Source organism: Aerococcus sp. BD502 (assembly GCF_057919555.1).
This window is the reverse complement of record NZ_CP147972.1, coordinates 1,716,320-1,729,163: the sequence shown is the minus strand read 5'-3', so window position 1 is coordinate 1,729,163 and position 12,844 is coordinate 1,716,320. Positions and strand designations below refer to the sequence as shown.

Sequence of the window (12,844 nt, the reverse complement as noted above, 5' to 3'; positions counted from 1 at the left end):
GGTCTTTAGCACGCACTCCGTGTCTTTTGGCGAAGCAGCTAACAAAATGTATGGTATAATTTCCCGACCATACTGCTTGACACTTCACTTGGAATCGTGCCCTGATGGGCACCACAAGAACTTTGTTGCGGCCTGTGACATAGTATTGCCCTAACAATCCCTGGATATTCGGGTATAAATGGGCTTGTATTAGCTTCAATATCTGATCGAACAGCTTCTTCAAAACAATGATTAGATTGAGCGGTGATAATGGCAGCCATTGCTGCTGCGCCTTGACGGGTCCAATTTCGTCCTTGCTTTTTCATGCGATAAGTATAAAGCCGATGGCCTGCTTCACAAACGCCACCGGAAAAATGGTTTGGTAAGCCTCGCTGCTCTGCTGGTTTAATGAGTAACCAATTCCTTTGAAGATAAGCTCTTAGAGCTTCAATTTCAGCCAAAAACTCCTGATGATGGTGCCAGCGACTTTCACAGGTCTCCAAAGTAACTTGAACTCCTTCGAAATCATAAGCCTTCACTTTTTTAATGACCAATTGACGTATTTTATGATCAAAAAATAGGCGCGTTCTGATTTTTTGAATGACATGAAATTTATCGCAGAAATGTTCATGCCGAAGGCATACCCCAATCATCTCGTTAAAATCTTCCTCCGTATAACCACTGCCACCATCCGAATTAGAAATCACAATCGTTTGATGTAAATCATAGTAGGAGTTAAGAAATCGGCTAACTTTTTCTCGAAGGGCTGCACTAGATTGAACAGAAGAAAAATAATGAGCTTGAATAAGTTGATGCCGCGAAGTGGATCGATCGACGCCTTCATAGAGAGTCACACGGTGTAGTTGAAGATGTTTTGTCCTTTTCCCTTTTTTCTTCTTCTTAGTGATTAAAACCCCATCCCCTTCAATGTACAGAAAAGGAACGGATCGTTTTTGAGAGTAAGCCAGTTCCTTCTCTTCTGCTTTTTTATTCTCAAAGCTTAAAATTTTTTGCCCAATTTCTTGAACAATATGATGTGCGGTCTGATGCGAAATACTAAAAGGCATTAAAGCATTGAAGGCTTCTGCAGTCGCACGAAAAGTTTGCTTCGTACAAAGCTGGGCAATTTTTTCTTTGACCTGAGAAGAAAGATGACTTCTTGCTTCTAGTCCTAAACACAAATCTAGGGGAAGAAAGCTAGAGTGACCTTCTTTTTTCATCCGACAGCGTCTAAAAGTGACGGCACCAAACATAAAACATAGTGTGCGTGGTTCATAGCGAGCAATTTTCCAGCCTTCGGCTTGGTATCTTTGAATTAATTGCTGATCAAGTTGAGTGAAAACCGCTGCAAGACATTCACAGCAAAAATTGCTTAATATCGGATAAACAAGATCTTCAAAGTCACCTAAAGATGAGCAATTTTCCGTCTTTTTTAGAATATCTGTGATAATATCATTCATGAGGACATCTTCTTTCTTTTTTTTGATCAACTTAAAGATAGATGTCCTTTTTTTATTTTTCAAGTCTTACCGAGCATAATTTTACACTAAGTTCAGCATTATTTCATGCAGCAAAGCTAAAGGCCGAACTTTCGTCCGGCCTTCGTCAATCATGCTGATATTTATTCTTTTTCCAAAATACTGCCTGAGCGATAGGCTTGGAGTAAATCCTTTAGATCAAGGACTTGTTCGGTTAATTTTTTACCCACATCAGTTTGCCGGACAGTCATACGTTCTAATTCCTTATCCACAATACGGCGAGTAGAAACAATGTCCGTCCCATTTTCCAAGACATCCGTTACCCCTTTGAAGGGCTGGTGGCAAACCAATTGCATACCAAAGGAGTTAAAAAGTAAGGTATAGCCGGCTAAGCCTGTCGTAGGTTGATAGGCTTTCGAGAAGCCACCATCAATCACCAGAATTTTACTATTAGCTTTGATCGGATTTTCGCCTTTAGGTTCTTTGACCGGTGTGTGCCCGTTAATAATATGGCCGCGCTCGGTTGGCACACCGAAGGCCTCTAGGATCTGAATGGCACACGACTCCTCTTCACGCAGGCGATAGTAGGCGTTTTTAGGTTCTTCGTGGGTTTTCTTATCGGCAATATAATAGCGTTCAAAGGTAGCCATTTTTTCCTTACCGAATAATACAGAAGCCTTCCCTTGCCAGAGATACCAGCAATAATCTAAGTAAGGATTTTCAGCGGGCGGTAGATTCCGATACTTGTACATCAAACGAATTCGCGTATCCATCTCATCGAAAAGTTCGACGCCACTCACTTCTCGTCCCTCGAGATTAAGGGACATCATGCTGCCATCATCATTAAGAGGCAAGCAGCCATGGAAGAGAAGATTATCATTGTAGATCGTGTACATAGAGCCCCGGTTCAATAAGAAGGCAATATGACGATGTAATTTATCACAGTTCAGGAATGCTTCCTGCAGCCGCTCCATAATAAATTCTTCGCCTTCCGTTAAGCGGTAAGGATCAGACCAATCTACCGTCGGGAATGTGGTATTTAATAATGGATAGTCCGTATTACCGACGCGGACCGTTCCCTTTTCGATATCAATTTTATCAAGGAGTAAACGATCCTCACAGCCAAATTCCGGATGGCGGGAAATAATACGATGCTCAAGCTTGAACTGAATAATAGCCATTGCCTGCTGCATTTTGGCAATTTGGCGAATTTCATAGTCAAAGTGTTTCTCATCGCCAGAAAGTTTCGGCGTAAAGCATTCGGTGCCTGCATCAGGATAGGTCTGGTCAACATAAGTCAATAACTGCCGGAGGGAAATCCCATAAGAATCTTCTATAATATTAAGGTTATCATAGCGTGCGCAAATTCGAATGACATTGGCAATCAAAACACGTGAACCACAAGCTGCACCCATCCAAATCACATCATGGTTTCCCCATTGAATATCTAGCGAGGGCTTGGTCATCAATAATTCAATAATTTTATCCGGACTATCGCCACGGTCAAATATATCTCCCACAATATGTAAGTGATCCACCACGAGGGTGCGAATAAGTTCCGACAAGCGGATGACTAAACGGTCCGCCTCTTCCAGCAAAATAATATTTTGGATAATATTTTGATAGTAATATTCTTTGTTGGTGACAATAGCGTCTTTAAAAATAAGTTCATCCATAATATAAGCCATATCAGGAGCCATGGCCTTACGTGCCTTCGAACGCGTATATTTTGAGACCACAAATTGAGCTAATTTAACTAATTGGCCAATGATTTCTGTAAAGAATGCCTGCGTCTCTTCTTCGCTGGCCATCGTTTTGAGCACTTGTTTGAGTTTCTTCTTTGGATAATAAATAATAGTCGCTAACTCATTACGTTCACTGTCAGAAATGGTGTCCCCAAAAACTTCACCAATTTTTTCCTTAATGTTACCAGAACCATTTCGAAGCACATGGTTGAAAGCATCGAATTCACCATGCAAGTCACTCATAAAGTGCTCAGTGCCTTTTGGTAACTCCATAATAGCTTCTAAATTGATAATTTCTGTGGTGGCGGCAGCAGCATTGGGAAAATGCTGGGCCAATAATTCCAGATACCGTTGATTGATCGATTTATTAGGCATCTAAACATTCACTCCTCTGTTTCATGGGCAGTATTGTCCAACAAATGTATTATAGCGCTTACCAGTATGTCAAGCAAGCCCCTCCCGCTTATATTTTACTTAAAACGCTTCCTAGCTACGATTCTTCAAGGCACGTTGAATATCGCGTTTCATGTCCCGTTCTTTTAGGGTTTGTCGTTTATCATGTAATTTCTTCCCTTGGGCTACTGCTAAAAGTAGTTTTGCAAAGCCTTTTTTAATATACATCTTCAAAGCCACTAAGGTATAACCTTCACGCTGGGTCGCTTTGATGAGGCGAGCAATCTCTCGGCGTTTGAGAAGCAATTTACGTGGGCGATCAGGTTCATGATTGTAGCGATTCCCTTCTTTGTAAACGGGAATATTACTTTGATAGAGCCAAACTTCCCCTTGGGGATCGATACGGGCGAAGGCTTCTTTTAAGCTCACTCGCCCTTGGCGTACCGATTTGATTTCGGTCCCGGTTAAAACAATACCACATTCAATGGTATCCTTAATGTAGTAATCATGATTAGCTTTACGATTTCTAGCAACAACATTGCTTTTTTTATTTTTTCTTGCCATTTCGTCCTCTTCTATTTTTCTTTATCTGAAAGGAAGGTTGTTTTTTAGGCTTCCTTTTACCCTTTCTTTTTTTACTTCTTTTTTTCTGCTGATGTTTTTTCTTCTTTGTGGATTTTTTGGGCTTTTGGGCTGGGGTATCCCCGCTTTGGGTTTTCGTTACTTCAAGCAATTCAAAATCGATTTCCCGCGTAGAGACATCGGCACGCACGCATTTCACCCGCACCTCATCCCCAATTCTAAAGACTTGCCCCGTTTGCTGGCCCACTAAAATCAGGTGGTCTTCAATAAAATTATAGTAATCATCCAAATGTGTTAGAGAGATTAGGCCTTCGATGGTATTAGGCAGTTCCACAAAAAGACCAAAGCTGGTGACGGAACTAATGATGCCGGTAAATTCTTCTCCTACCTTATCTTGCATAAATTCGGTCTTCTTCAAGCTATCCACTTCGCGCTCGGCTTCCACACTTCTTCTTTCCATTTTAGAAGAGTGATCCGCAATTTCGGGTAGGTCAGCCAAAGTTTCTTGGGCTTGACCATGGAATTGATAATGGCGGATTAAGCGATGCACAATTAAGTCCGGATAGCGGCGAATCGGCGATGTAAAATGCGTATAATGCCGACTGGCTAAGCCAAAGTGTCCTAAAGGAGTAATATCATAATGGGCTTGTTGCATCGAACGCAAGAGCATCATTTTAACGACCGGCGCAAAAGGTTCAGCCTCCGCTTGCTCTAGAATATGCTGCAGGGCCTTAGGGGAAATGTGCTCACTCGTGCCATAACCTGTTAGCCCCATAGCCGTGATATAGGTCAGAAAGGCTTGAATTTTCTCTTCATCTGGCTCTTCATGCACCCGGTAAATAAAAGCCTTCTTTTGCTCTTCAAAGTACTTAGCGACCGTTTCATTGGCAGCTAGCATGAAAGATTCAATCATCCGCTCACCAATGCCGCGATGCACCAGGTGAATATCCACAGGGTGTCCGGCTTCATTAACTTCGATTTTTGCTTCATCGGTATCAAAATCAATCATACCGCGTTGCCGACGCTTTTTTGTCAAAGCTTCATGAAGCTCCTTCATTTCTAAAAGCATGGGCCGAACGTTTAGGAGATGTTCAGCACGCACTTCATCGGGTTCGGCAAACAATTCATTCACTTCTTGGTAAGTCAAACGATAATTAGAGCGAATCACTCCTGGCTCGATGCGAAAAGCAACAACATCGCCATGAGCATCCATTTCCATGACGCAACTCATGGTGAAGCGGTCCACATCAGGGTGAAGGGAACATAGGTTATTGGATAAACGAGGGGGGAGCATGGGTACGACGCGATCGGTTAAGTAAACACTCGTCCCCCGCCGGTAAGCTTCCTGATTTAAGGCCATCCCTTCCCGAACATAATAGGAAACATCTGCAATATGCACGCCGAGCTCCACATGTCCATTGGGTAATTTTTCCAAGGCAATCGCATCGTCCAAATCTTTGGCATCGGCGCCATCGATGGTAATAGTTAGCTTATCGCGAAAATCAGCCCGCTCTGCTAATTCTTGAGCTGGTAAAGTATCGGGCAGGTTCTGGGCTTCGGTGCGGACTTTTTCACTAAATTCATGCGGAATATTGAAAGCCTCTAAAATGGTTAAAATATCCACACCTGGCTCATCTTTATGGCCAATAATTTTCTTGACTAGAACCTGCATCGTTAGGGGAGCCTGTGCTTTTGGATATTGCTTGACTTCCGCCACAACGATTTCACCAGGTGCCGGGTGTAAGCCCTCACCCAGCACTTCGCAATTTAAATGGGCCAAACGCTCATCTAAGATTTTTAAGTGGCCAATAATTTCTCGGGACGCCTCCTTGGTTTGGGGCACAAATTCTCCCGTCAAGCGACCTTTTGCTCGCTCATTAACCTCGACCACTTTACCCTCAGCTAGTTTTTTACTGCCCTTGGGGGATTCTTTGGTTAAGGCGACCGTGACATGGTCATGAGGCATGGCGCTATGCAGGTGGTTTTTCTTAATGTAAATATCATCGCGATCATCATCACAACGTAAAAAGCCAAAACCACGCTGATTAATCTCCAGGATTCCTGTGACTAGTTGTTTTTTTTGAGGTAAAGCCAGGCGGCCATTTGTTTTAATTTCCAAAGCTTCCTCACGCTCAAGTTCAGCAATTGCTTGAACTAAGGCTTTAAAATTTTTACTACCGCTCATATTTAATTGATGGCTTAGTTCTTTCGTAAATAAGCCGCGTTTCGAATGTTCTAATTGCGTTAAAATTCTTTTCTTTATTTTATTCATCTTCACATTTATCGTTCCAATCCAATTGCTCTAAATAAGTGAGTAGATCTTCTTGAAGTTTTTTATGTTCTGCCCCAACCGTCACGGCATGACCGGAGGTAGGATAATGCTTATAAGTCAGTGATAAGTTTGGTAAGACCTGATTGATTGCTTCCTTAAGAAGTTCTCCGGTATTACTTTGGACCAATTCATCTTGGCCGGCATCCGCAATAAAAATCGGTGTCTTTAAATGCTTCAGTTTATGACGCGTGTCACGATTAAATTGATCGAATTCCCTTTGTAAGTGAGGAAGTTTTTCTTTGACGGCTTGTTTTTTATTTTCAATTTCAGATGCTGATAAGTCCAAGTGCCGCCAAACATAAGTGGCATATTGGAGGAAGTTAGCCGGTACCCGCGAATCTTCCACACGGCTTTCCATAATGGGCGAACAGAAGCAGCCGCCACCTCTTAGATTATTTTTTTCTTCGAGGAGGCGAATAGCTAGCATCCCCCCTAAAGATAAGCCCAGTACCACTGGCTTGGCGTAGCCTCTATTCTCCATAAAGTCCAAGGCGGCCTCGCCATCAGCATACCATTCATCAATAGGGGTTTCTAGCAAACGAAGCACTTCTGTCGAAGAATGATTTTTTAATTTAGGAGCATAGACCGTATAGCCATGCCGATTTAAAAATCGACCGAGTAAACGATGGTCATTGGGAGTGCCCGTGAAGGCATGAAGTAAAATAATAGCACGTTTTTTATCCCCTTCAAAAAAGAAAGCTTCTGGAAATTGAATCATAGTGCAACCCCTCATTTCTAAGCAGTGACGACATAAGTTTTGATAAAAAAAGCTGGGTTTAACCCAGCCCTTTTTTATGATGAAATTTTAGCAATCAGTAAGGCAAGAATCATAAAGGCAATGCCTAACACAATGGTAATGCGGTTCATCACCGCTTCAAAACCCCGCGCTTTCTTTTGCTTACCAACATTAGCATCCGAACCTGTTAAGTTACTTGGATTGTTTTTGGCAGGCTGCACCACCACAGCCAAAATCAAAAGACCTGAGATAATCAGAATTGCTGTCAGCATCATTTTATACATATTTAAAATCCCCTCATCTTTTATCAAACTACTTTCCTATCTTAACATAAGGGAATTGCTGAAACAAACAAATTTACTAAAGACTCAAAGTCAAAACTATTTTAGAGTTGCTTGAAAGCCTCTCGCCCCGCAAATTCTGCTAAATAAGCGAGTTCATCTTCAATACGCAGCAATTGATTGTATTTCGCCATCCGGTCCGTCCGTGACAAGGAACCTGTCTTAATTTGACCGGCATTTGTGGCTACAGCAATATCCGCGATGGTTGCATCTTCGGTTTCACCGGAGCGATGGGAAATAACAGCCGTATAACCTGCCTTCTGGGCCATAGCAATTGCGTTAAATGTTTCTGTGAGTGTCCCAATTTGGTTCACTTTAATGAGGATTGAATTGGCGATCCCTTTCTCAATTCCTCGAGCCAAGCGCTTCGTATTCGTCACAAACAAGTCATCACCGACTAATTGCACGTGATCACTTAAGGCTTCACTCAATTGCTTGAAGCCTTCCCAGTCATCCTCATCCATGCCATCTTCAATAGAAATAATTGGATATTTTTCGACTAATTCTTTTAAGTATTGGACCTGTTCTTCTGGGCGTCGTTGCTGGCCCTTTTCACCTTCGAATACCCGGTAATCATAAATACCGTTTTGGTAAAATTCAGAGGCGGCAACGTCAAGGCTTAAGTATACATCTTCCCCAGGCTTAAGGCCAGCTGCCTTGATGGCTTCAAGAATCGTATCTAAGGCATCTTCAGTCCCTTCAAAACGAGGGGCAAAGCCGCCCTCATCACCGACGGAAGTTTCTAGGCCCCGGTCCTTTAAAATGCTTTTAAGACGATGGAAAACCTCCGTCCCCCAGCGCAAAGCTTCCTTGAACGTGGGCGCCCCAGCCGGCACAATCATAAATTCTTGAAAAGCAATCGGAGCGTCCGAATGAGAGCCACCATTCACGATATTCATCATGGGCGTGGGTAATAATTTAGCGTTAAAACCCCCGAGGTATTGGTAGAGGGGGAGGGCCAATTCGTCAGCAGCCGCTCGAGCACAAGCCAAGGAAACCGCTAAAATCGCATTGGCTCCCAATTTCTGTTTGTTGTCAGTGCCATCAAGAGCCAGCATGGCCTGGTCAATCCCCAGTTGATCACGGACATCGAAGCCCACAATAACTTCGGCAATTTGCGTATTAACATTTTCCACCGCTTGCAGAACACCTTTTCCTAGGTAGCGATCCTCATCGCCATCGCGAAGTTCAACCGCCTCATATTCACCAGTAGATGCTCCGGAAGGCACAATGCCGCGGCCAAAGCCACCGTCCTCGGTTAAACATTCGACTTCTACCGTGGGATTCCCCCGCGAATCTAAAACTTCACGTGCATAAATTTGTGTGATAACAGACATATTTTTCTCCTTCTATTTGATCAAAGATTGCCCGGACATTTCATCGGGTTTGGGAATATGGAGTAAATCTAACAACGTCGGGGCCACATCACATAAGCTGCCATCCTCACGTAAGGTCAAGCCCTTCTTCGTAACAATAACGGGCACTGGCACCGTGGTGTGGGCTGTGTGCGGAGAGCCGTCAGGTTTGATCATCGTATCCGCATTCCCATGATCCGCAAAAATGATGGCGACACCATCCCGAGCTAGCAAGGCATCCACCACTTCACCCAGGCATTCATCCACAGCTTCAATGGCAGCAATCGCCGCTTTTAGGTCACCGGTATGCCCCACCATATCAGGATTGGCAAAGTTTAGGATAATCACATCATTGTTTTCCTGCTTAATATCAGCCAATAAGGCATCACGCACCAGATAAGCGGACATTTCGGGTTGTAAATCATAAGTCGCCACCTTTGGGGAAGGGATTAAAATCCGATGTTCGTTAGGAAAAACCTCATGCGAGCCCCCATTCATGAAGAAAGTGACATGCGGATATTTTTCCGTCTCGGCAATCCGTAATTGACGTAAGCCCTGGTCCGCGAGCACTTTGCCGAGTACATTTTTAAGAGGAATGGGAGGATATGCAATTTCACCTAAAACATCGTCATTGTATTTTGCCATGGAGACAAAGTAAAGATCGTGGGCTTCTTTAGCCCTCTTAAAGCCTTTAAAACTAGGATTCGTTAGGGCCGCGGACAATTGAATGGCGCGGTCAGGACGAAAGTTAGCAAAAATCACCGCATCATGATCATTAATGGTCGCTACGGGCTGGCCATCAGCGGTAGTCATAATTATCGGTAGCACAAATTCATCGGTGATCCCATTTTGATAGCTTTTTTCAATCGCTTCCAGGGGATCCGTCGCCTTGTTCCCTTCACCAAGGAGCAAGGCATTATAAGCTTTTTCGACGCGGTCCCAGCGCTTATCACGATCCATCGCATAATAGCGCCCGGTGATCGTGGCCAATTTTCCCAAACCCTGTTCTTGTAAGCATGCCGCTAAATCAGTCAAGTAGGTCTTGGCGGAATGAGGATCCACATCCCGACCATCGGTAAACATATGGAGGTAAAGCTCCTCTACCCCCTGCTTTTTAGCGCCAGCCACCAAAGCTTTAATGTGTTCGATTGAACTGTGCACGCCTCCGTCTGACAGTAAGCCTAAAATATGTAAGGCGGATTGATGTTTTTTGACATGCTCATAGGCCCCCAAAAATGCGGGATTGTCGAAGAAATCGCCATCAGAGATGGCCTGATCAACACGCGTGAGGCTCTGGTAGACAACGCGGCCTGCCCCAATATTGGTATGTCCCACTTCGGAATTCCCCATTTGACCCTTAGGTAAGCCCACTGCGAGCCCACTCGCTTGCATGGTCGCATGCGGAAAAGCCTCGTAAAAGCGATCAAAATTTGGTGTATGCGCTAATTTTACCGCATTCCCTTCACGTTCTTTTCGCCAGCCAAAGCCGTCTAAAATAATGATTGCTGCTGGTTGATATGCCATATCATACCCCTATCTAAGCTTCATCTGTGAGTGAAGCAACCCCTGGGAGAACACTGCCTTCTAAGAAGCGCATCGAAGCGCCACCTCCCGTGGAAATATGCGTAAATTTTTCAGCGAAGCCGGATTGTTTGGCGGCACTCGCTGAATCTCCCCCACCGATAATGGTTGTCGCTTCGAGGTTTCCAATCACCTCACAAATCGCATTGGTTCCACAGGCAAATTGGGCAATTTCAAAAACTCCCATCGGCCCATTCCAAACCACCGTTTTGGCTTTCTGTAAATGTTCTTTAAAGCGTTGGACTGTTTTTTCGCCGATATCGACGCCCTGCCAATCAGTGGGGACTTCATCGAGAGCCACGGTCTTCTTTTCTGCATCAGCAGAAATTTCTGGAGCAACGACCAGGTCGACCGGCAAAATGAGGCGATCTCCGGCTTGCTCTAAGAGTGTTTTAGCTAAGTCAATTTTATCTCTTTCGACGAGAGACCGACCGGTTTCATAACCTAAGGCAGCTAAAAAGGTGTAAGCCATGGCCCCACCGATCAAAACTTCATCGGCTTTCTTTAAGAGCGCTTCAATCACATTAATCTTATCGGAAACTTTTGCCCCACCTAAAATAGCGACAAAAGGCCGCTCCGGTTCATCTATGGCTTGGCCGAGGAATTTTAATTCTTTTTCCATCAGGAAACCCGCTACAGCTTGGGCGCTGTGGGTAGCGATGCCAACATTTGAAGCATGTTCACGGTGGGCTGTTCCAAACGCATCATTAATAAAAACATCCCCCAAAGAAGCCCAGTAAGCCCCTAACCGATCATCATTACCCGATTCCTTCTTCCCAGGTACGTCTTCAAAGCGAGTGTTTTCAATCAGTAAAACCTCGCCCGCCTTAAGCCTTTTAACGGCAGCCTCTACCTCGGGCCCCCGTGTTTCAGTAGCAAATTGAACGTCTTGATCCAAAAGTTCTGCTAGCCGATCGGCCACCGGACGCAAACTGTGCTTAGCTTTATCGGCTTCCACTTTAATTTTGCCGAGGTGGGAAAATAGCACAAGCTTTCCCCCTGCATCAAGGACATATTGAATGGATGGTAGTGCCGCTTGAATGCGGTTATCATCGGTAATCTTGCCATCCGCGATGGGCACATTGAAGTCAACACGCATGAGCACTGTTTTTCCTTCGCACTGCACATCGGCAATCGTTTTTTTGGTCATGTCGCCCTCTTTTCTTTTAAAAAGGCGAGAAGCGGAAAGCTCCTCGCCAACGCGCTTTAGTGATACCTACGCTGTTAATGATGCGAAATATTCAATTAAGCGAACCATATTACCGGTGAAGCCGTACTCATTATCATACCAGGAAACGGTCTTAACCAATTGGCCACCATCGGCTGCCATAACTTTAGTTTGTGTGGCATCAAAAATAGAGCCAGCTGGATCACCAATAATATCAGCCGAGACAATCTCATCGGTCGTGTAGTTGAAGGAATCGCTCGCTGCTTTTTCCATGGCGGCGTTCACTTCCTCAATAGTCACATCCTTATCAAGAACCGAATACAATTCAGTCATCGAACCGGTAATGGTTGGAATACGAACAGCCGTCCCATCAATTTTGCCATTCACTTCAGGAATAACTTTACCCACGGCCTTGGCTGCACCGGTAGAAGCTGGGATAGCATTTTGAGCACCGGCACGATTTTTTCGTCCGCCTGGGGTATCTTGCAATTTTTGAGTAGCCGTATAAGCATGAATCGTTGACATTAACGCCCGCTTCAAGCCAAATTCCTTGTTTAAAACATTGACCATGGGAGCGAGGCAGTTTGTGGTGCAAGAAGCAGCAGAAATAATTTTATCAGAAGCTTCTAAAATCTCATGGTTGACACCGAAAACAATGGTTTTTGTGACATCGTCTTTGGCAGGAGCTGAAATGACCACTTTTTTGGCACCTGCATCGAGGTGAGCTTGGGCTTTATCGGCGGTATTGTAAACCCCTGTGCACTCTAAGACAATATCGACACCAAGCTCAGACCAAGGCAAGTCCTTGGCGTCGCGAACTTCAAACGTTTTGATTTTTTTACCGTCAACCACTAAGTGATCAGCTTCTAATTTTACTTCATAGGGGAAGCGTCCTTGGGCGGTATCGTATTTTAACAAGTAAGCCAGATCCTCATTGTTAGCTAAATCATTAATTGCTAAGACTTCGAGATCTGCACCGCTTTCTAAAATACGGCGTAAAGTGAGACGGCCAATGCGACCGAAACCATTAATAGCAACTTTGACTGACATTGTATTTCCTCCTAGTGACTTAAAATATTAGACATAGGTCTGTCGTCTTCTTGTTGACGAGTAAATTCGGTTACTCGCCACCCACACAAACTATTACAACGTTA

The 12,844-nt window shown here is 44.2% G+C and carries 10 protein-coding genes; all 10 read right to left on the bottom strand.

Annotated elements, in window-relative coordinates; translation table 11 throughout:
- Positions 1-38: 38 nt before the first annotated feature.
- Positions 39-1,469: an ISLre2 family transposase gene (locus WF803_RS08245; protein WP_489610582.1), complete on the bottom strand. Its 1,431-nt coding sequence runs from the start codon at positions 1,467-1,469 to the stop codon at positions 39-41.
- Between the two features lie 131 nt (positions 1,470-1,600).
- Complete coding sequence (locus WF803_RS08240; RefSeq protein ID WP_489611000.1) at positions 1,601-3,577, bottom strand: fructose-1,6-bisphosphatase; 1,977 nt, start codon at positions 3,575-3,577, stop codon at positions 1,601-1,603.
- Positions 3,578-3,688: 111 nt separating this feature from the next.
- The gene (gene smpB, locus WF803_RS08235) at positions 3,689-4,159 is read right to left on the bottom strand and encodes an SsrA-binding protein SmpB (RefSeq protein ID WP_489610999.1); all 471 of its coding nucleotides are present in this window, start codon (positions 4,157-4,159) and stop codon (positions 3,689-3,691) included.
- On the bottom strand, positions 4,143-6,449 hold the full coding sequence (rnr, locus tag WF803_RS08230; protein WP_489610998.1) for a ribonuclease R: 2,307 nt from the start codon (positions 6,447-6,449) through the stop codon (positions 4,143-4,145). The genes smpB and rnr overlap by 17 nt, the downstream gene beginning before the upstream one ends.
- Positions 6,442-7,227: an alpha/beta hydrolase gene (locus tag WF803_RS08225; protein WP_489610997.1), complete on the bottom strand. Its 786-nt coding sequence runs from the start codon at positions 7,225-7,227 to the stop codon at positions 6,442-6,444. Before WF803_RS08225 ends, rnr begins: the two co-directional genes overlap by 8 nt.
- A 74-nt stretch (positions 7,228-7,301) precedes the next feature.
- Entirely contained in the window at positions 7,302-7,529 is a 228-nt protein-coding gene (gene secG / locus WF803_RS08220; RefSeq protein ID WP_489610996.1) for a preprotein translocase subunit SecG, read from the bottom strand.
- Positions 7,530-7,630: 101 nt separating this feature from the next.
- On the bottom strand, positions 7,631-8,923 hold the full coding sequence (eno, locus tag WF803_RS08215; RefSeq protein ID WP_489610995.1) for a phosphopyruvate hydratase: 1,293 nt from the start codon (positions 8,921-8,923) through the stop codon (positions 7,631-7,633).
- 12 nt (positions 8,924-8,935) lie between these two features.
- Positions 8,936-10,465 (bottom strand): 2,3-bisphosphoglycerate-independent phosphoglycerate mutase, encoded by a 1,530-nt coding sequence (gene gpmI / locus WF803_RS08210; protein WP_489610994.1) that lies wholly within the window; start codon positions 10,463-10,465, stop codon positions 8,936-8,938.
- A 13-nt stretch (positions 10,466-10,478) separates the two neighbouring features.
- The gene (locus WF803_RS08205; RefSeq protein ID WP_489610993.1) at positions 10,479-11,672 is read right to left on the bottom strand and encodes a phosphoglycerate kinase; all 1,194 of its coding nucleotides are present in this window, start codon (positions 11,670-11,672) and stop codon (positions 10,479-10,481) included.
- A 66-nt stretch (positions 11,673-11,738) separates the two neighbouring features.
- Complete coding sequence (gap, locus tag WF803_RS08200) at positions 11,739-12,740, bottom strand: type I glyceraldehyde-3-phosphate dehydrogenase (RefSeq protein ID WP_489610992.1); 1,002 nt, start codon at positions 12,738-12,740, stop codon at positions 11,739-11,741.
- Positions 12,741-12,844: the final 104 nt, after the last annotated feature.